This is a genomic window from Lentibacter sp. XHP0401 (assembly GCF_025751535.1).
GTDB lineage: Bacteria > Pseudomonadota > Alphaproteobacteria > Rhodobacterales > Rhodobacteraceae > Lentibacter.
The window spans coordinates 185,148-204,479 of the sequence record NZ_JAOWLC010000008.1; the positions used below are offsets into that span (position 1 = coordinate 185,148).

17 protein-coding genes are annotated in these 19,332 nt (G+C 58.8%); 9 read left to right on the plus strand and 8 right to left on the minus strand.

Translation table 11 applies throughout. The features are described 5' to 3' along the window. Window positions 1-8: 8 nt before the first annotated feature. From ccoO to ccoS, 8 genes are all read left to right on the plus strand, one after another. Window positions 9-737: a cytochrome-c oxidase, cbb3-type subunit II gene (gene ccoO, locus OE750_RS11975; RefSeq protein ID WP_263764461.1), complete on the plus strand. Its 729-nt coding sequence runs from the start codon at window positions 9-11 to the stop codon at window positions 735-737. Window positions 738-746: 9 nt separating this feature from the next. Then, window positions 747-947: a cbb3-type cytochrome c oxidase subunit 3 gene (locus OE750_RS11980; RefSeq protein ID WP_263764462.1), complete on the plus strand. Its 201-nt coding sequence runs from the start codon at window positions 747-749 to the stop codon at window positions 945-947. A 3-nt stretch (window positions 948-950) separates the two neighbouring features. Further along, on the plus strand, window positions 951-1,826 hold the full coding sequence (ccoP, locus tag OE750_RS11985) for a cytochrome-c oxidase, cbb3-type subunit III (RefSeq protein WP_263764463.1): 876 nt from the start codon (window positions 951-953) through the stop codon (window positions 1,824-1,826). 442 nt (window positions 1,827-2,268) lie between these two features. Further along, window positions 2,269-3,171, plus strand: coding sequence for a LysR family transcriptional regulator (locus OE750_RS11990; RefSeq protein WP_263764464.1), 903 nt, complete (start codon window positions 2,269-2,271; stop codon window positions 3,169-3,171). A 326-nt stretch (window positions 3,172-3,497) separates the two neighbouring features. Then, window positions 3,498-4,934, plus strand: coding sequence for a cytochrome c oxidase accessory protein CcoG (gene ccoG / locus OE750_RS11995; protein ID WP_263764465.1), 1,437 nt, complete (start codon window positions 3,498-3,500; stop codon window positions 4,932-4,934). After that, the gene (locus tag OE750_RS12000; protein ID WP_263764466.1) at window positions 4,934-5,389 is read left to right on the plus strand and encodes a FixH family protein; all 456 of its coding nucleotides are present in this window, start codon (window positions 4,934-4,936) and stop codon (window positions 5,387-5,389) included. Before ccoG ends, OE750_RS12000 begins: the two co-directional genes overlap by 1 nt. A gap of 10 nt (window positions 5,390-5,399) precedes the next feature. Then, window positions 5,400-7,577: a heavy metal translocating P-type ATPase gene (locus tag OE750_RS12005; RefSeq protein ID WP_263764467.1), complete on the plus strand. Its 2,178-nt coding sequence runs from the start codon at window positions 5,400-5,402 to the stop codon at window positions 7,575-7,577. 3 nt (window positions 7,578-7,580) lie between these two features. After that, window positions 7,581-7,742 (plus strand): cbb3-type cytochrome oxidase assembly protein CcoS, encoded by a 162-nt coding sequence (ccoS, locus tag OE750_RS12010; RefSeq protein ID WP_263764468.1) that lies wholly within the window; start codon window positions 7,581-7,583, stop codon window positions 7,740-7,742. An 87-nt stretch (window positions 7,743-7,829) separates the two neighbouring features. Here ccoS and OE750_RS12015 read toward each other — a convergent pair whose 3' ends face one another. The 8 genes from OE750_RS12015 to OE750_RS12050 form a co-directional block, all read right to left on the minus strand. Then, window positions 7,830-9,218 carry a D-alanyl-D-alanine carboxypeptidase family protein gene (locus OE750_RS12015; RefSeq protein WP_263764492.1) on the minus strand — a complete coding sequence of 463 codons (1,389 nt, stop codon included), beginning with the start codon at window positions 9,216-9,218 and terminating at the stop codon, window positions 7,830-7,832. A 291-nt stretch (window positions 9,219-9,509) separates the two neighbouring features. After that, complete coding sequence (locus OE750_RS12020) at window positions 9,510-10,547, minus strand: NADP-dependent oxidoreductase (RefSeq protein WP_263764469.1); 1,038 nt, start codon at window positions 10,545-10,547, stop codon at window positions 9,510-9,512. Beyond that, entirely contained in the window at window positions 10,544-10,960 is a 417-nt protein-coding gene (locus OE750_RS12025) for a PaaI family thioesterase (protein ID WP_263764470.1), read from the minus strand. Before OE750_RS12025 ends, OE750_RS12020 begins: the two co-directional genes overlap by 4 nt. Next, entirely contained in the window at window positions 10,960-11,988 is a 1,029-nt protein-coding gene (locus tag OE750_RS12030) for a phosphotransferase family protein (RefSeq protein ID WP_263764471.1), read from the minus strand. Before OE750_RS12030 ends, OE750_RS12025 begins: the two co-directional genes overlap by 1 nt. Then, the gene (locus tag OE750_RS12035) at window positions 11,985-12,455 is read right to left on the minus strand and encodes a MaoC family dehydratase (RefSeq protein WP_318528000.1); all 471 of its coding nucleotides are present in this window, start codon (window positions 12,453-12,455) and stop codon (window positions 11,985-11,987) included. The genes OE750_RS12030 and OE750_RS12035 overlap by 4 nt, the downstream gene beginning before the upstream one ends. Beyond that, window positions 12,455-13,273, minus strand: coding sequence for an SDR family oxidoreductase (locus OE750_RS12040; protein WP_263764494.1), 819 nt, complete (start codon window positions 13,271-13,273; stop codon window positions 12,455-12,457). The genes OE750_RS12035 and OE750_RS12040 overlap by 1 nt, the downstream gene beginning before the upstream one ends. Next, window positions 13,273-14,907, minus strand: coding sequence for a long-chain-fatty-acid--CoA ligase (locus OE750_RS12045; protein ID WP_263764472.1), 1,635 nt, complete (start codon window positions 14,905-14,907; stop codon window positions 13,273-13,275). Before OE750_RS12045 ends, OE750_RS12040 begins: the two co-directional genes overlap by 1 nt. A gap of 104 nt (window positions 14,908-15,011) precedes the next feature. Beyond that, window positions 15,012-18,212, minus strand: a complete 3,201-nt coding sequence (locus tag OE750_RS12050) for a reductive dehalogenase (RefSeq protein WP_263764473.1) — start codon at window positions 18,210-18,212, stop codon at window positions 15,012-15,014. A gap of 112 nt (window positions 18,213-18,324) precedes the next feature. Between OE750_RS12050 and OE750_RS12055 the strand changes: the two genes are divergently transcribed. Then, window positions 18,325-19,263, plus strand: a complete 939-nt coding sequence (locus OE750_RS12055) for a class 1 fructose-bisphosphatase (RefSeq protein WP_263764474.1) — start codon at window positions 18,325-18,327, stop codon at window positions 19,261-19,263. Window positions 19,264-19,332 lie beyond the last annotated feature (69 nt).

The following is a 19,332-nucleotide window of genomic DNA, read 5'->3' on the forward strand; positions in this document are numbered from 1 at the left end:
GCTAGAGAATGGCTATTCTTGATAAACATGGCGCCATCGAGCGTAACGTTACGCTCCTTGCGATCTTCGCTTTCCTTGTTGTCAGTATTGGTGGCATGGTGCAGATCGCACCGCTCTTCTGGCTCGAAAACACGATTGAGGATGTGGAGGGCATGCGCCCCTACACCCCTCTCGAGCTGGCAGGCCGGGATATCTATGTGCGGGAGGGCTGCTATGTCTGCCACTCGCAGATGATCCGCCCGATGCGCGACGAAGTGGAGCGCTATGGCCACTATTCACTGGCAGCGGAGTCGCAGTATGACCACCCGTTCCAGTGGGGCTCGAAGCGGACAGGGCCAGACCTTGCCCGAGTCGGCGGCCGCTACTCGGATGACTGGCACGTTGACCACCTGCGCGATCCGCAGTCTGTTGTGCCTGAATCGGTTATGCCCAAATACGGCTTCCTCGAAAACAAGATGGTCGAGGGCGAGTATATGGGTGATCTTCTGAAGACACATGCCTTTGTGGGTGTGCCTTATAGCGAAGAGATGATTGCCGAGGCGCAAGCAGACTTCCTCGCACAAGCTGATCCTGACAGCGACTATGACGGCTTGATGGAACGCTATGGTGAAAACGTCAATGTACGTAACTTTGACGGGCAGCCCGGTATTTCGGAAGCGGATGCGTTGATTGCTTATCTTCAAATGCTTGGCACGCTGGTCGACTTCTCGACCTTCACTGCCGATGCAAGTCGTTAGGGGGGCGATATGGAAACTTACTCTCTCTTGCGGGAATTTGCGGATAGCTGGATGCTTCTGACCTTGTTTGTCTTCTTTGTGGGCATGTTCCTTTGGGTCATGTTCCGTCCGGGAGCCAACAAGACTTACCGCGATGTCGCAAACATCCCGTTCCGGCACGAAGACAAGCCTGCGCCAGCCAAACGTTCTGGCGGCGAAAAGGAGGCCTAAGACATGGCGAAGAAACCAACACAAAAACAAGATCCTTCTACCACCGGCCACAGCTGGGACGGTATCGAGGAGTTTAACAACCCGCTTCCACGCTGGTGGCTCTGGGTGCTCTACGCCTGTATCGTTTGGGCGATCTGGTATTCCATCGCGTATCCGGCCTGGCCCGGGATCAAGAGCGCAACGGCCGGTTACCTTGGCTTCTCGACACGTGCACAAGTTGCGGAAGAGATTGCAACGGCTGAAGCCAAGAATGCTGCGATCAACGAAAAGCTGGCTTCGGTCGAGCTGGCCTCGATTGCAACAGACCCCGAGCTTGAGCAGTATGCCAAGTCAGCGGGCGCTGCTGTGTTCAAGACATGGTGTGCCCAGTGTCACCAAACCAACGGTGCGGGCGCCAAAGGTTACCCGAACCTGCAGGACGATGACTGGCTTTGGGGCGGAACGATGGAAGACATCCATCTGACTCTTCTGCACGGTATCCGCAGCGAAACCGACGAAGATTCACGCTACTCCGAGATGCCGGCCTTTGGCCGTGACGAGCTGCTTGAAGAAGAGCAGATTTCGCAAGTGGTAAACTATGTGATGTCTTTGACACCCAATGTGAACCCGCCTCAGGATGCTTCTATGGTGGAAGCTGGAGCCGTTGTCTTTGAAGAGAACTGCGCCGCTTGCCACATGGAAGACGGCACAGGTGACCGCTTCCAAGGAGCGCCCAACCTCGCGGATGCCATCTGGCTCTATGGCGGCGACTATGCCTCCATCAGCGAGACAGTTCACAACTCGCGCTTCGGCGTGATGCCTGACTGGAACGAACGCTTGTCAGAGGCGCAAATCCGCGCCGTTGCAACTTACGTTCACCAGCTTGGTGGTGGTGAGTAACAAGAGATCCGGAGGCGCTCGCGCCTCTGGTTGAGACACCGGAGCTTCCGTCCTGTTCGCGCGTTTCCTGGAGGTCCGGTGTCTCTTTTCATAAAAAGCCGGGGGATTTTCCCCCGGCTTTTTTGTGTCTAGCGGTGATCTGTCGGGCCAGCCCAGCGGCCACGGCGCCAGGGCCAGCGTCGTGTGTCTTGCCGGTGTATAAGGTGACGCGGCCGATCGAAAATCGGATCAATCACGGGCTTTTTCCTTTTGCGGGTCTTTTTCAGTCCACTGGTCAGGGGCGTTCCATTTCTGGTCAGGCTGCCGAGCGGCATTCATGAAAGATTTGGCGAGTATTCCGAGCATGATGTTTCTCCTGATTGCGCGTTGATGCCTATGTTTATCGACTAAACGCCGCGTTTCTGCTAATCAGGAATAATTGGCATATGTAAGGAAAACTAACATGACGGCTTGGCAGAACATGCCGCCACTTACGGCCCTGAGGGCTTTTGCGGCTTTGGCCGAGGCGGGCAGTGCGCAAGCGGCAGGCGCGCTTTTGAATGTGAGCCACGCCGCTGTAAGCCAGCAAATCAAGGCGCTTGAGGCGCATATGGGGCTTGCTCTGGTGGTGCGGGGCGGACGACGGCTGGAGCTGACGGAGGAGGGTGCACGGCTGGCCGGCGCGCTTGAGCTGGGTTTTGGTGCAATAGAGCAAGTGGTGGGGGAGCTAACAGGACGTGACGCCAGGCGCGCGCTTCAGATCAGCACCACGCCGAGCTTTGCTGCGAACTGGCTTTTGCCGCGTTTGCCTTCGTTTCGTGCCAACCATAAGAACATCGAATTGATGATGAACGCCTCCCCCGCTCTTGCATCGCTTGAGGCGGGCGGCATCGATCTTGCGATTCGTCACGGTGAAGGAGACTGGCAGGGCGTGGATGCGGAACTTATTCTGCCAACAGACATTGTTGTGGTCGCAGCCCCATCGCTTGTGCAGGGGGGCAAAACAACCGATCCGACAGATTTGTCGACCTTTCACTGGCTTTTGGAGGAAGGGGTGCACGAAGCCAGCCGCTGGCTGAGGGGGCATGGTGTTGATAACGGACGAGTTGAGGGCGTGACCTATCTTTCAGGCAGCATGACGCTTGAGGCTGCGCGGCGTGGGCAAGGTATTGTCAGTATGGCGCGGTTGTTTGTTGAGAACGATATTGCAGAGGGGCGCTTAAGCCTTCTTTACGAAGAGCCGGAACGGAGCATGACGGGAGGTTACTATCTTGTCACCCGAAAGGGCGCGGTGCTGAGGCCTGTCGCAAAGGCTTTTGCGGCATGGCTGAGGGCGGAAGCACGCTTAAAAAAGAACCTGATTTGATTTAGATTAAAGCGCGAGGGCTGTGGGGGCTCTAATCTAGGGTATGGTTTTTACGCTGGCCGCTTCCCTCGGAAGGGCGGGCGCAAAGACAAAAAGCCGCCGAAATATACGGCGGCCTTGTCGGCTAACGCCTGTTAGCCCTCTAACACCGGTGCTTCCGTCCTGTTCGCGCGTTTCAGGAAGCCCGGTGCTTTCTTTATTAGAGACTTGCTAGAGAAAACACCAGAAAAGATGCTTCAAAGATATAAATTTGATACAGGTCAAAGAGGAATGCCGCTACGGCTGCAAGAAAGACTTTGAATAAAACCCTCTAACGGAGTGAGTCCGTGTCAGATTCCCAACCAAGCACCCCCCCAAGTCTCTACGCAGCCCGCGAACCTGTTTTTCCTAGAAAGGTCTATGGCAGGTTTCGTAACCTCAAGTGGCTGATCATGATCGTTGCTTTGGGTATTTACTATATTACGCCCTGGATCCGCTGGGATCGTGGCCCGAGCTTGCCTGATCAGGCCGTGCTGATTGATTTGGCGAGCCGCCGCTTCTATTTTTTCTGGATCGAAATCTGGCCCCACGAATTTTATTTTGTCGCTGGGCTGCTGGTTATGGCGGGCCTCGGGCTGTTTCTGTTTACCTCGGCTTTGGGGCGTGTCTGGTGTGGTTATGCCTGCCCCCAGACTGTCTGGACCGATTTGTTTATTCTGGTTGAACGCTGGATTGAAGGCGACCGCAACGCGCGCCTGCGCCTTCACCGCCAGAAAAAGTGGGACATTACCAAAGTCAGGCTGCGGCTCACAAAATGGGCAAGCTGGCTTCTGATCGCTTTGGCGACAGGTGGGGCTTGGGTGTTTTACTTCACGGATGCGCCAACGCTTATTGTGAATTTGATCAATGGCACAGCACACCCCATTGCATACACAACCATTCTTGTTCTGACGGCAACCACATTTGCTTTTGGCGGGATTGCCCGTGAGCAGGTGTGTATCTACGCCTGCCCGTGGCCACGTATTCAGGCTGCGATGATTGATGAAGACACCCTGACTGTGGCGTATCGCGACTGGCGCGGCGAGCCGCGTGGCAAGATGCGCAAGGGCGCGCTTGATCCTGATCAGGGCGATTGCATTGACTGCATGGCCTGTGTGAACGTTTGCCCTATGGGTATTGATATTCGTGACGGCCAGCAAATGGAGTGTATCACTTGTGCGCTTTGTATTGATGCTTGCGACGAGGTTATGGACAAGATCGGCAAACCCCGCGGTTTGATCGATTATATTGCCCTGACAGATGAGACCAACGAGCGCGCGGGTATGGACCCTAAACCTATCTGGAAACACGTTCTGCGGCCCCGCACGATACTTTACACCACCTTGTGGTCGATTGTGGGTATCTTGCTTGTGGTTGCTTTGTTCATCCGCTCCGATATTGAAATGACAGTCGCGCCGGTGCGTAACCCGACTTATGTGACCCTGTCTGACGGCTCGATCCGCAATGTCTATGAAGTGCGCTTGCTCAACAAACAGGGCGAGGCGCGTGCCTTTGCGGTAACTGTTGTTGGAGATGCATCGCTTGTGCTTGAAATTGAGGGGGTTGAGGGAGGCGAGATCATCGTTCCCGCAGACACCACCCAGCTTGTGCGCACCTATGTTGTGGCACCTCCCGGATCGGAGCCTGCCGAAAGCGAACGGGTTGATATCCGCCTTTGGGCCGAAGATATCACCTCGGGCGAACGCGCTTATAAGGACACCATCTTTAACGGAAGGGCCAACTGATGCCTAAAGAACTCACGGGCCGGCATGTTTTGTTCGGGTTTGTTGCAGCCTTCGGGATTATCATCTCGGTGAATCTGCTTCTGGCTTACAATGCTGTCAAAACTTTCCCGGGCCTTGAAGTGAAAAACTCCTATGTGGCCAGCCAGCAGTTTAACGAGCGTAAGGCCGCGCAAGAGGCGCTTGGCTGGGATGTGAGTGCCAGTGCTGAGGCGGGGGTGCTGCGCCTTGTGATGAACGGAGCCGACGGCAACCCTGTCTATCCGACATCTATGGAGGCTGTGTTGGGCCGTGCCACGCAAGTAAAGGATGATCAGGTGCTTGAGTTTACGCACGACGGCACTGCTTTTGTTGCGCCTGTGCAGCTGGAACGAGGCAATTGGAACATTCGCATGGAGGCGGTTGCCGAGGATGGCACGCTTTACACACAGCGGCTTGTTCTGCATGTGAAGAAGTAAGGACACAAGCGTGAGCACCGGTATATCAGCCTGTCCAGCCTGTTCTGCGGCGCCAGCTGCGGAAGATTTGGCCGAGCGTGCCGCGCAAAAGGATGCGCGGCTTGCCCTGTCGTTGCCGACAATTCACTGCGCCGCCTGTATTTCGGCAGTGGAGCGGCGGTTGGCGGCGGAGCCGGGAGTGAAGAGCGCGCGGGTGAACCTGACGCTCAAGCGCGCAACGATTGAAGCCGAAAACGACGTGACGGCGCGCCAGCTTGTCGAGGTGCTGGAAGGCATTGGCTATGAGGCGCACGAACTTGACGCAGGCACATTGAGCGCAACCGAGACAGACCGCGCAGGCCGCGAACTTTTGATGCGGCTGGCGGTGGCAGGTTTTGCCTCGATGAACGTTATGCTCTTGAGCGTTTCGGTCTGGTCCGGGGCGGAAGACGCCACACGCGATATGTTTCACTGGATATCCGCAGCAATCACGCTGCCGACCATCGCCTTTTCGGGCCAACCCTTTTTCCGCAGTGCTTGGGGCGCGCTCAAGGCGGGGCGGCTTAACATGGATGTGCCGATCGTGCTGGCGATTGTGTTGGCGCTTGTCACCTCGCTTTGGGAAACAACGCTTTCGGGCGAGCATGCTTATTTTGATGCCGCGCTCACGCTGACCTTTTTCCTGCTTGCGGGCCGTTATCTTGACCACCGCACCCGCGCGATTGCGCGTTCGGCGGCGGAAGAGCTGGCCGCGCTTGAAGTGCCGCGCGTGACGATTGTGCAAGACGGGGAAGAGCGCGAGATTGCAACAGCCAAACTGGTGATTGGCGATGTTATTCTCGTGCGCCCCGGCGGGCGGATGCCTGTGGACGGTGAGATTGTGGAAGGCCGCAGCGAGTTGGACCGCTCGCTTCTGACGGGTGAGAGCTTGCCTGTGTTCGCTGATGTTGGGCAGGCTGTTTCGGCGGGCGAAGTGAATCTGACAGGGCCGCTCAAAATCCGCGCCACGGCTGTGGGCGAGGAGACCTCCCTGCACCGTATGGCTGATCTGGTAGCTATCGCTGAATCGGGCCGCTCGAAATATACTTCACTGGCTGATGCGGCTGCAAAGCTTTATGCGCCAGGTGTGCATATTCTTTCGGTTTTGGCTTTCCTTGGGTGGTATTTTTACTCGGGTGATTTGCGTGTTGCGCTCAATATTGCGGCGGCGGTTCTTATTATCACTTGCCCCTGCGCGCTTGGCCTTGCCGTGCCTGCTGTGACAACGGCGGCGAGCGGCAAGCTGTTTCGCAAGGGGATGCTGATCAAACATGAAACCGCGATGGAACGGCTGGCGCAGGTGGACACTGTGGTGTTTGACAAAACCGGAACGCTGACGGAAGGCACACCCGAGCTGACCAATTTTGACGGGGTCAAGCCCGATGATATGGCGCTGGCCACGGCTTTGGCGGAGGGGTCGTCGCATCCGCTTTCCCGGGCGATCTGGGCTGCGGGCAAGGCAGCGGGGGTTCAGCCTGCACGGCTTGAAAACCTGCGCGAAGTTCCGGGATACGGGGCCGAGGCTGAATACAAGGGGGCAACGGTGCGGCTTGGCCGCGCGGCATGGGTTGGCGCGGAGGCGGGGGCTGTCACGAGCACCTGGCTCAAGCGCGGAGAGGCAGCGCCTGTTGCTCTGGAATTTACCGACAGTTTGCGCGCCGGGGCCGAAGAGGCTGTGAGCGCGCTCAAGGCGGCTGGTAAGGATGTGATACTGATGTCTGGCGATACGCGCCTTGCTGTTGAGGCGATGGCGAAACGCCTCGGCATTGAGACATGGGTGGCGGAAGCGCTGCCAAGCGAAAAAGCCGCGCGCATTGTCGAGCTGGAGGCCGAGGGCCACAAGGTTTTGATGGTGGGAGACGGGCTCAACGACACGGCGGCGCTGACGGCGGCGCATGTTTCCATCTCGCCTGCGAGCGCTTTGGATGCGGCGCGTGTGGCGAGCGATATCGTGCTGCTGGGCGGTAACCTTGCACCCATCGCCGAAGCCACGCTCACGGCGCAATCGGCTGTGCGGCGGATCAAGGAAAATTTCCAGATCGCCACGGTTTACAACATCATCGCGGTTCCGCTGGCGATTGCCGGTTTTGCAACCCCGCTGATCGCGGCCTTGGCGATGTCGTCCTCTTCGATTACTGTCTCCCTCAACGCGATGCGCTTGAGAGGGTAAACCTTGAACATTCTGTCCTATCTGATCCCTATTTCGCTTGTCTTGGGCGGGGCCGGACTTGCTTTTTTCTTCTATACGCTGCGCACCAATCAGTATGATGATCCTGAGGGCGATGCACGGCGGATACTGTCGGACGAATACGACGACAAGCCGAAGCAAGACTGACCCCTGAAAATAAGGAAAGCCTCCACGAGGGGAGGCTTTGACTTTGTTTCAGCGCTCGAATGGAAGCGTGTGAGCTGTAGCCTCGCCTTAGCTCGGCCCGATCATGAAGCATGTGACATTGCGCGCTTGTAGGCGCCGGCAGGCCAGTTCGGCCCGTTCACGGGAGAGGCCGTTGAAGTTGGCCTCAAAGCCGCGTGGGCGCTGTATGACTTTGCGCAGAGAGCCGTCGAGCGTTTCCATCTCGTTCAGGGCCGTTTTGAGCAACACGCGCTCGGCCTCATACCGCGAGCCGTAGCGCCCTACGTTTATCCCCCAGTGCTTTCCACCAGAAGTGGACACACGGGTCACAACTTCGCGTGTGGGAGCTTGAACCTGCTTGGCGCGCACGGCTGTCTGAACACTGGCGAGCACCAGATCCGTGGGCCGGGCCTCGGGGTTGGTATCGGGGATATTGCTGACGGGGGAGGCGGCGGCTGCGACTTCCAAAGCTTGCGCCTGTTTCAGAGCTTCCTTGATGTCGTCTTTCATGGCGACGATCACAGGCGCCGGCTCTGAAGATGGGCGCAATTGAGGGCGGAGACTTGTCTTTACAGCAGTCACGAGGCGGATGGTTTTACCTGCCTTGCCGTTGTTGCTTTGGCCGTTGTCGGCAATGAGCGGCCCTGTTTCGCTGCCGTAGTCGGGCGTATCGGGCTTGTTTGTGCGGGCGTTGCTGGGAGCGCGGCGGAAGCCAAGGTCGAGCAACTCGGCCACTTTTGCATTGCGCGAGGCTGTGGAGCGGCCGCCAAACACAGTGGCGATGATGCGTTCGTTGCCGCGCTGCGCCGATGATACAAGGTTGAAGCCAGCAGCGCGGGTATAGCCGGTTTTGATGCCGTCGGCACCTTTGTAAGCGGCCAGCAGGCGGCGGTTTGTATTCGCAACTTGTGCGATGCCGGCATCGGCTGACCTGCGCGAGAAGAGATTGTAATACTCGGGATAGTCATAGAGCACGTGGCGGCCAAGGATGGACATATCACGCGCTGTCGACATATGGCCGTTTTCTGTGAGGCCATGAGCGTTTTTGAAGGTTGTGCGGGTCATGCCAAGAGCTTGCGCCGTGCGGTTCATCCGGCGGGCGAATTTGGCCTCGGAGCCTGCGATGGCCTCGCCGATGGCTGTAGCACAGTCGTTGGCCGATTTGACCGCCGCAGCGCGGACGCAATAGCGCAGCTTGATTGTTTGCCCCGCTCTAAGGCCAAGCTTGGAGGGTGGCTCGGCTGCCGCATTCTTGGATACGCGAATGTTTGTATCGAGGCTGATCTCGCCCTTCTCGATGGCTTCGAAGGCAATGTAGAGCGTCATCATTTTTGTGAGAGAGGCAGGATGCAGGCGGGTGTCGGCGTTGGTGGCGTGCAGCACTTCTCCTGTGCGTGCATCCATAACCAGTGCGGCATAGGGGGCTGCCAACGCGGCTATCGGAACCGCGAAAATCATCCATACACATGCCAAGAAGATCTGGCCCAAACGGACCACGGATATATACTGCCTCACAGCTTTCGCCTTTTTCTGCCTCAAGTGCCGCCGATTTGCCCGACTGGCCAATTTTAATTTGAGACTAGGCTAACATATCGTGGTTATTGAATAAAGTTTTCATTTGGGGAATGCCGCAAACATTTTCCAGCACATGTAGTGGAAGCTTGGGGAGCTTCCCCTACATGCTGCAATGTGGCGAGAAAGTGGCAAAATACGGGTGGATTTCGTTCACAGTGAAAACGGGTGATTTGTCTAGGTAAGCTGAACGATTTGCTTGCCTGTGTTGCGCCCTTCGAGCATCCCCATGAAGGCCTGCGGAGCGTTGTCCAACCCCTTTGCGATATCCTCCAGATAGGAGATTTTGCCCGAAGCGACGAGGGGTGCAACCTCTTTGAGGAAGGTTGGGTAATGCTCGTAGTGGTTGGAAATAATGAAGCCGTTGACGGACATTTGCTTTACGAGGATCGAGCTCCAGAGCATGGGGAGCCTGTCGGGGCCTTGGGCTTTGGTACTGCTGAGAGCGCCTGCGTTGTAGCCCGAGATCATCCCGCAGAGGGGGATGCGGCCAAAGGTATTCATGAGCGGAAGCACAGCCTCGAAAACCTTGCCGCCGACATTTTCAAAGTAGATGTCAATGCCATCGGGCGCGGCTTCGGCCAGCGCTTTGCGCAGGCTGCGCGCATCTTCATAAGCGCGGTGATCAATCGCTGCGTCAAAACCGAATTTCTCCATTGCGAGTGCGCATTTCTCAGCGCCCCCTGCTATGGCCACGGTGCGCAGGCCACGGGCCTTGGCGATTTGCCCGACCATGGAGCCGACAGGGCCAGTGGCTGCCGCGACAACGAGGGTTTCGCCAGCCTTGGGGCGGCCAAGCTCGGTGAGGCCATACCAGCCCGTGAAGCCGGGCATTCCGAGGACACCAAGCGCCGTTGTGGCGGGAAGAGATCTGTCGAGTTTGCGCAGCTGGTTTGCGGGCAGGCAGCCGTGGGTGGCCCAGCCGAACATGCCGAAAACGCTGTCGCCCACGGCGAAATGAGGGGAACGCGAGGCGATGACCTCGCCCACACCGCCCGCTTCCATAACCCCGTCGATGGGCACGGGGGCGGCGTAGGATTTGGCATCATCCATGCGGCCACGCATGTAAGGGTCAAGCGAGAAAGCCTGGACGCGGACAAGCACTTCACCTTCGGCAGGCTCGGGAAGCGGCTTCTCCACCAGCGCAAAGTCGCTGTCTTTGGGCGCGCCTTCGGGGCGGGCGGCGAGGGTGATTTGCTGCATGCTGTCGGTCATTTTGTATCGGTCCTTTTTTCTGTGCCGCGATAGCGGAACACGCCTGTCGCAGTTGCGATGAGCGCGCCTGTGCTGTCGTGGATTTCGCCCGAGGCGAAGGCCGTGGAACGCCCGCCGCCCGTTTTGCGCCCTGTGACTGTGACAGACTCGCCTGTGGCGACGCCAAGATAGCTCACGTTGAGCGACAGGGTCATGACCAGCTGGCGCAACTCGGGGTCACCCGTGTAGGCAACGGCGAAGCCCATGGCGGTATCCAGAAGCGTGGCATGCACGCCGCCATGCAGGATGAGATAGCGGTTTCCGAGGTGATCATGGAGAGGCTGGATGAGGGTGCAGGCCCCGTCTGTCCAGTCGGTCACAGTGAAACCGAGGGTTTCCTGAAAGGGATAGGGGGCTTCTATGAGAGAGGTCATCAGGCTGTCCTTGCGGCTTTGAGGCCCGCTGTTGCGAAGGCGGGAACATATGCGCCGAGGCGCTTGGCTTGCTCGGGGGAAGAAGCGTTACCATCAAGCGCGCGTTTGAGAACGCCTTGCAGGATAGCTCCCATGCGAAAATAACAAAAGGCGAGATAGAAGCCGAACCTGTCGATACCCGCAAGGCCACGGCGCGCGCAATAGGCGGCAATGAACTCCTCGTCCGACATGAGGCCATGGGCGGCGCGATCAACCCCTAGAAGCCCACGTCCTTCGGCGCCCTGCGGCATGGACCACTGCATGATAACAGCAGCAAGGTCGGCGTAGGGGTGGCCGATTGTGCTTAGCTCCCAATCAAGCACTGCGGCGATGTTCGGCTCGGTGGGGGAGAAGAGCAGGTTGTCGATGCGGTAATCGCCATGCACCAAGGTGCGCTGGCCGTCATCGGCGGGGATATTGCTTTGCAGCCAATCGATGAGCGCGTTCATATCGGGGATGTCGGCTGTCTGGCTGGCTTCGTATTGTTTGGCCCAGCGGGTGATCTGGCGGGCGTAGTAGTTGCCCTCGGGGCCATAGTCGGCGAGGCCCGCTGTTGTAATGTCTACATCGTGGATTGCGGCCAGGACACGGTTCATCTCGTCAATCACGGCGTGGCGCTCGGGCGGCGCGAGGCTTGGCATCGTTGGTTCGCCAAAGCTGCGGCCTATGATGGCCTCCATCACATAAAAGGCCGAGCCGATGACGCTGTCATCTTCACAAAGCAAATGCATTTGCGCGACAGGCACATCGGAACCCGCCAGCGCCTTTTGCACGCGGAACTCGCGCTCAACCGCGTGAGCCGATTTGAGCAAAACGCCCGCAGGCTTGCGGCGAAGCACATAGTTTTGCGCAGGGGTTTTGAGCAGGTAGGTCGGGTTGGACTGGCCCTGCGGGAACTTCTCCGCCGTGAGCGGGCCTGAGAAGCCTTCCAAATGGGTGGAGAGCCATTGGCCAACGGCCTTGGTATCGAGTGATTGGGTATCGGTCAATGTGTGGCCTCATTCAGGTAGCGCACGCCGAGCCAGCGGGCGGCGAGGGCGGGTTTTGTTACGCCTTCGATCTCGACAGTGACATCATAGGTGAGCATATAGCCACCGTCGCTGCGCGGGGTAAGCTCGGCCAGTGTGAAGCGGCCTCGAACGCGCGCGCCTGTGGGCACTGGCGCGAGGAAGCGGACACGGTCGAACCCGTAGTTGATGCCCATCGCCTCGCCTTGCAACGCCGGCATTTCATAGACCATGGCCGAAAGCAGCGAGAGCGTAAGAAAGCCATGCGCGATGGTGTTGCCAAAGGGGCTGGTAGCGCCTGCGGCTTCGTCAATGTGGATGGGCTGCCAGTCTTCTGTCACATCGGCGAAGGCTTTGATGCGGGCGGCACTCATCTCATACCAGCGGCTCGTGCCGACTTCTTGGCCAAGCTGCGCCTGCATCTCGGAAAGGGTTTGTGTCTCGGCCACTAGAGATCCTCGTTGAAGAGCGAAATCTGTGTCGAGGATTGCATGCCGCCCGAGAGCGGCAGGATGGCTCCGCTGACATATGCGCCTGCGCGTGAGCAGAGAAACTGCATGGCGCCTGCAATGTCTTCGGGGCTTCCGACGCGGCCTAGAGGCACGCCTTTGGCTGATTGCGCTCGGCCCTCTTCGGAGCCAAGGGCAAAGTCTGTCATGTTTGAGGGAAAGGGGCCGGGGGCGAGGGCGTTGACGGTGATAAACTCGGGCGCAAGATCGTTGCTGAGCACGCGGGTCATGTGGTGCACCGCGCCTTTTGAGACGGCGTAGGAATAGGTTGTTGTGCCTTTGGGAAGGTCCCCCATCACCGAGCCGACATTGACGACGCGGGCAGGGTCTGCGGCGTTTGCGGCTTTCAGAAGCAGGGGCAGGAGTGATTGGGTGAGGTGAAACATGCCTTGCACGTTGAGCTTGAGAAGCTTGTCCCATGCATCGTAGGGGTGTTGGCCCAGGGGCGCCCCCCAAGAGCGGCCAGCGTTGTTCATGAGGATGTGGAGCTTGTCTGTGCGGCTCTCGACCTCGGCCACGAGAGCCGCGATGCCTTCCTCGGAGGCGACGTCACCTCCGAAACCCTCGGCTTTCCCTATGTAGCCCATGGCGTTTAGCTCGTTTGCCACGGCCTCGCAGGCCGCAGCCTTGCGTGAGGCGATGAGAACCCGCGCGCCAGCGGCGATAAGCCCCTCGGCAGCCATGCGGCCAATGCCTGTGGCGCCGCCAGTGACGAGGGCAACCTTGCCTGTGAGGTCAAAGAGTTTGTCAGGGGTCATCATGTGCGCAGCTCCGGCAGTGTGTAGTCTTCAAATTGTTTGCGCAGGGTGAGTTTACTCACCTTGCCTGTGGCGGTGAGCGGGAGGGCTTCGACCCAGACCACATCATCGGGCAGTTGCCATTTGGCGAAATGTTCGGACATAAGCGCATGTAGCTCTTCAAGGCCGGGGCGTGCTTCGCCCGCAGGCACGGCGACAAGCACGGGGCGCTCGTCCCATTTGGGATGTGGTATCGCGATGACTGCGCAACTGGCGATATCGGGGTGCGCCAGCGCGGTGTTTTCGAGATCAATCGAGCTGATCCACTCGCCACCTGATTTCACGAGATCTTTGGCGCGGTCCTGAATATTGAGGAAGCCGTGTTCATCAATGCTGGCAATGTCGCCTGTGCCGAACCAGCCCTCTGCATCAAACGCTTCTTTTGTGGCTTCCTCGTTCTCGAAATAACCGGAGATGATGCCGTTGCCGCGCACGAATAGCTCGCCTGTGGCCAGGCCATCATGCGGGAGGCGGTTGCCGTCTTCATCGTTGATCTTGAGATCAACCCCGAAGATGCGGCGCCCCTGGAGTGATTTCTTGTCGATCTGGTCTTTGAAGCTTTGCGCCTTGACCCATGGGGGCATTTTGCCGTGAGTGCCAAGGGGGCTCATCTCGGTCATGCCCCAAGCGTGGACAACATCAACGCCCAGATTTTCGAAGCCTTCGATCATGGAGCGGGGCGCGGCCGAGCCGCCCACGACGACTTCGGAGAAGTTCTCGGGCTTGCGGCCTTGTGCCTTGATCTCGTTGGCGAGACCCTGCCAGACAGTGGGCACGCCCCAAGCGGAGAAGACTTTCTCGCTGTCCATGAGCTTGAACAGGCTTGGGCCATCAAGCGCCGGGCCGGGCATGACAAGCGAATGGCCCATAAGCGGCGCGGCATAGGGCAGGCCCCATGCGTTAACGTGAAACTGTGGCACGACGGGGAGTATTTTGGAGGCAGGCGGGTAGCCTGCGCCGAGCACCAGCGTGACATAGAGCGCATGCAGAACGGTAGAGCGGTGCGAGTAGAGCGCGCCCTTGGGGTTGCCTGTTGTGCCGGAGGTATAGCAAAGCGCAGTCGCGGTGTTTTCATCCATTTGCGGCCAGTCGATCTGTTCTGGCTGGCCTTCAAGCAACTCTTCGTAGCAGAGCGCCTTGAGGGTGGTTTCGGGCATATGGGCGCGGTCTGTCATGATGACGTAGCGCATATTTTCGGGGAGATGGTCTTTCACCGCCTCCAGCAGCGGCACGAAGGTGACATCGGTGAAGAGCATCTTATCGGCGGCGTGGTTGACGATATAGATGAGTTGCTCGGGCGAAAGGCGGGGGTTGATTGTGTGGACAACCGCACCGATGCCGGAGACGCCATAGTAAAGCTCGAAGTGGCGGTGGCCGTTCCACGCGAGGGTTGCTACGCGGTCGCCTGTTTCGATGCCTTGGGCTTTGAGGGCGTGAGCGAGCTGTGCCGTGCGGGCGGCTGTTTCGCGGTAGGTCTGGCGGTGAAAGTCGCCCTCGGTGCGCACCGAGATGATCTCGCTATCGCCATGGGCGTCGACTGCATACTCGAGAATATCGCTGACCAGCAGCGCCTGTTGCATCATCATTCCCATCATCGTGGCGTCCTCCCTATTTGCCCTGAACGAGCCTAACCTTGGCTGGCGGGAGTCTCCAAGGGCGTTTCTTGATACCCGGCGGGATGACGTTGCGGCGCAGGGCGTTAGAGATCGATCTCTATCACCCCGTCAGGCTCTGCTGCGCGGGATTGGCAGAGGATGATCTCGCCTTCGCGTTGCTTGGCGGAGAGCACAAAGTCGCGGTGCTCGACCGCGCCCGACACAAGCCCGCATTTGCAGACACCGCAAATTCCGTCGGAGCATTTGACATCAATGTGGATACCGTTTTCGGCGAGAACATCTGTCGCGGTTTTGTCGGTTGGCACGGCCAGCGCGCGGCCGTTTTTGAGCTTGAGCGTGAAAGGATGGTTTACATAGTCAGGCTGCTCGGGGACAGCGAAATACTCCAGATGGCGCGCTTCTTCGGGGAAGCCTTGCCGCGTAGCCGCTTCTATCACGCCGTCCATGTAGCGGGTCGGGCCGCAGGTGTAGACATGCTGTCCTGTGGTATAATTTGCCAGCACAGTGTCCAGATCGGCGCGGGAGCCTTCATCGGAAAAGTGGTAGTAAACGCGGTCTGCCCAAGGCATGGCCGCAAGATCATCCAGATAGCCCGCCGATGTGCGCGACGCGCAAGAATAATGCAGCGCGAAATCGCGGCCCAAAGCGTGCAGGCGGTGGGCAAAGGCGATCATCGGGGTGATGCCGATGCCACCGCCCATAAGGTAGGTTTTGGTAGCCGTTTCATTCAGCTCGAAATGGTTGATCGGGTAGGAAACAAAGACTTTGCGCCCCTCTGTAAAGATGCGGTGCATAAGCGCCGAGCCGCCGCGGCCAGCGTCTTCGCGCAGCACACCGATCTGGAATTTGGAGCGATCAGCGGGATCACCTGACATGGAATACTGGCGCAGGAACTCGGGGGAGACGAGAATATCGAGATGCGCACCTGCGGCCCATTCGGGCAAGGGCGTGCCATCGTCGGTGGTGAACTCGTATTTGGTGACATCTGCGGTCATCGCCTCGGCTTTGGAGAGATTGAGGCGCATGACGGGGGAGGCGGTGTCGTTGGTGTAGCGATGCACGACACTTGTGTCGCCTGTGTTGATACGCTTCTTATATTCGCCTGCCGTGACCAGCGCCTCATAGGCTTTAATTCCTTCCTCGCGGTCCATCGGGAAGGGATAGGGGTAGGGATGCGGTGCGAGGGGCGCAGGGTAGACGGCGAGTGTCTGGTCTTCATACCTCAGATCAAGATCTTTTTGCAGCGGGCGGCGGTTGACCTCGTGCGTTGTGGGGCGATAGCTGCCATCGTCTTGTAGCTCTATATCCCACCACCACTTTTTCACGTCATTCGGGCTGCCGTTGCCGAGCATGTCGTCAAGCTTGGCCAGCGGCTTGGCAAGCGTTGGAATGTTCGACGCGGCCCAACGGAAGGGAGCCTCACTGAAGAGGCCTTCAAGGTTCCAGGGGCAGGTTTTCATACAGCGGCCACACATGGCACCGCCTTTGGTTGTCACGCGGTAGGTCGTGCATTTCTGGCTGTCGGACTTCCAGATTTCATAACCGTTGAACATGAGTTTCGGGCCAGCCGTGATGGCCCCTGAGGGACATTCACGGGCGCATTTGTTGCAGGCTTCGCAGAAGGCTTGCAAGCCAAAGTCGATGGGCTTGTCATGCTCCATCGGCATGTCGGTTGTGACCACACCCGACTTGAGCCTTGGCCCAAGGTAAGGGTTGAGGATCACCTCGCCGATGCGGCTGACTTCACCGAGACCTGCAAGCAGGAGAAGCGGTGGTTGAAGCACCTCGCCATCCATCACCGTGTGGGCCTTGGCCTTGTAGCCGAGGTTGCGGATGTGCTGGGCTATGACCCCGCCAAGGAGCGAAAAGCGCAGGTAGGCGCGCATGGATTGGGCGACGGCGATCCAGTCATCGCCCGAAGAACCATCGGTTGTGGAGTAGCCCTGATCAATGATCATCGAGACGGCTTGATCGTGTTGGGGCACGATTGGCTCGCCTGTGGCGTCGTGGCTATACCATGTCCAGTCGGGGCAGCGTGACAGACCTACAGCATCCACACTTAGAAAATAACTCGCGGCCTTGAGATTGGCGGCGTTGCGGGCGGCATCGGTGGGCTTGGGGCCAGCGGCGCTTTCACCGTCTTGCAAGAGCACAAACGCGCCAAGCGCGCGGCGCTGGGCAAAGGCGGGCGCGGCCTTGCGCACATAGTACCCCCCCTTGGCCGCGTCTTGCAGCCCTTTGCCCATATCGCCGAACTGGGCGCGCGCGAACATGTCGGTGCGCTTGGGCACGCGGGCGACGCGGGCCTCGTCGATATAGGTTGTCGGATCATCCACGCGCTTGAGCCGCTCGAAAGGATGCGCCCCCATGGCGTAGGTGCGCTTGGCATAAGGATCGCGGTTGAGGGCGGATTTGGCGTGGCCCATGCCGAGCCACCAGCCGGGCGCAAACTTCGCCTGCTCGGCCCACGGCGCGAGCGGCTTGTCATGGGCAAGCTCCATATCGGTGCTCACGGCGGCAAGGCCGAAGCGAGTGCCCAGCCAGGGCGCGTGAAGCTCTCCACCTTCCACGCTGCACAGGCCTGCGGCCACGGCGAGCTGGCCAAGATCAAACTCTGTCGAGGTTTCTGTATGGGCGCGGGCGTCAAAGCCGAGAAGGCGGATGTAGTTGGCGAGAACAGTTGCCGTTTCGGCCCCGAGAAGGGCTGCGCGGTGGGCTTGTGCATCCATGATCCAGTCGGAGCCGGGCTCGTCTGGCTTGGGATCACGATTCATCTCGACGAGGAACACAAGGCAGGTTTTGTGGTTTGAAATATCACGGGGCGCGGCGCTCATGCTTTCCCGCAAATCAGCCATGATGAGATCAATGCCGGACGCCAATGTCTTGGTCTGGCGGGTTTTGAGTGCTTGCGCGAGCCGCGCGATATCGGGGTTGTGGCGCGGTTCTTTGAGCCATGCGGAAGCAGGCAGCGGACCGAGGCCGACCATCGACATATCATTGAAATAGGCGAAGGCCTTAAGGTGATCGGCGCGTTCAACGGGGCTGTCGGGGATGCCGGCTTTTGCAGGGTTGATGAAGCCATCGCGGATGGCGTCGAGCATGGCTTGGAACTCGCCCATGGCGGTGACGATGCTTTCGGGCTTACCGGGGCGGTGAAAGCTGAGAGCGGCACGAGGCGGGAGCTGCGTCAGGTCTGGCAGGAGGTCGCGGCGGGAGAGCTTTTCCAAAGGATAGCCGCCGAGATGCAGCGGACGCTTCTTGTCGGAAAAAAACCTGAGACCCATTGCGCCGTGCTCCCCCTCTTGGTGCGGCCAGCATGCGCATAATTCTTGGGGGATTCAATTCCCCGCTGAAATCTGTGATAGGTGAGCGCAGATAGTCCAAAGGAATCAGCCCATGTCTCTTTCTCCCGATCATATCCCCGCCGATTTGCTGCCTGTTATGGACGCGCTGACCCGTGTTGGCCGCGAAGTTGCAGGGATTATTGCGCGCGGCGCGCTTGGCGATTCACTCAGCGTTGAAGTGGGCGAAAACAGTGACGGTGACGGGCAAAAAGCGCTCGACGTGATGGCGGACGAAATGTTCGAGGCGGCGCTGCGCGAGACGGCGGTGCGCTACTATGCGTCTGAGGAGCAGGAGGGCGTGCTTGACCTTGGCGCAGGCAAGTATGCGCTGGCGATTGATCCGCTGGACGGCTCTTCAAACATTGACGTGAACGTTTCGATCGGCACGATCTTTTCGATTTTTGAGGCCAAAGACGGGGCTGAAGAAAGCTTCTTGCGGCCTGCGAGCGAGCAAGTTGCCGGGGGTTACGTTGTGTTTGGCCCACAAACGGGCATGGCGGTGACTTTTGGCGAAGGCGTGCTGATCTATGCGATGGACCCTGCCACGGGCGAATTTGTGCTTGTGGAAACTGGCAAACAGATTCCTACGGCGACGAAAGAATATGCGATCAATGCGAGCAACCGCCGCCACTGGGTTTCCGGAGCGCGGGCTTACATTGAAGAGTGTGAGGCCGGTGAGACGGGCGCCAAAGGCAAGAATATGAACATGCGATGGGTGGCTTCTTTGGTGGCTGAAACGCACCGGATTCTGACGCGGGGTGGTGTGTTCCTGTATCCTGCAGATGCGCGCAATGGGTATGAAAACGGGCGTTTGCGGATGCTCTATGAATGTGCGCCGATTGCGTTTTTGATCGAGCAGGCCGGCGGACAGGCGCATGACGGGGTGACGCGGATTTTGGACAAGACCGCGCCCGAGCTGCACGCGCGCACGCCGCTGATCTTTGGCTCAAGCGAAGAAGTTGCGCGGGTGAAGGCGCATTACGAAGTCTGATTTCGAATGGCCCTGCGGGCCATCCGACCCGTTGGGGGCGCTGCCCCCAAACCCCCGGGATATTTGGGG

Excerpts from the sequence above, each read along its gene's own strand:
- OE750_RS12045 (WP_263764472.1), bottom strand. The coding sequence starts at position 14,907 with ATGATGGGAATGATGATGCAACAGGCGCTGCTGGTCAGCGATATTCTC.
- ccoO (WP_263764461.1), top strand. The coding sequence starts at position 9 with ATGGCTATTCTTGATAAACATGGCGCCATCGAGCGTAACGTTACGCTC.
- OE750_RS12020 (WP_263764469.1), bottom strand. The coding sequence starts at position 10,547 with ATGACCGACAGCATGCAGCAAATCACCCTCGCCGCCCGCCCCGAAGGC.
- ccoP (WP_263764463.1), top strand. The coding sequence starts at position 951 with ATGGCGAAGAAACCAACACAAAAACAAGATCCTTCTACCACCGGCCAC.
- OE750_RS12055 (WP_263764474.1), top strand. The coding sequence starts at position 18,325 with ATGTCTCTTTCTCCCGATCATATCCCCGCCGATTTGCTGCCTGTTATG.
- OE750_RS12015 (WP_263764492.1), bottom strand. The coding sequence starts at position 9,218 with ATGATTTTCGCGGTTCCGATAGCCGCGTTGGCAGCCCCCTATGCCGCA.
- OE750_RS12040 (WP_263764494.1), bottom strand. The coding sequence starts at position 13,273 with ATGACCCCTGACAAACTCTTTGACCTCACAGGCAAGGTTGCCCTCGTC.
- OE750_RS12000 (WP_263764466.1), top strand. The coding sequence starts at position 4,934 with ATGCCTAAAGAACTCACGGGCCGGCATGTTTTGTTCGGGTTTGTTGCA.
- OE750_RS12025 (WP_263764470.1), bottom strand. The coding sequence starts at position 10,960 with ATGACCTCTCTCATAGAAGCCCCCTATCCCTTTCAGGAAACCCTCGGT.
- OE750_RS11990 (WP_263764464.1), top strand. The coding sequence starts at position 2,269 with ATGACGGCTTGGCAGAACATGCCGCCACTTACGGCCCTGAGGGCTTTT.
- OE750_RS12050 (WP_263764473.1), bottom strand. The coding sequence starts at position 18,212 with ATGGGTCTCAGGTTTTTTTCCGACAAGAAGCGTCCGCTGCATCTCGGC.
- OE750_RS11980 (WP_263764462.1), top strand. The coding sequence starts at position 747 with ATGGAAACTTACTCTCTCTTGCGGGAATTTGCGGATAGCTGGATGCTT.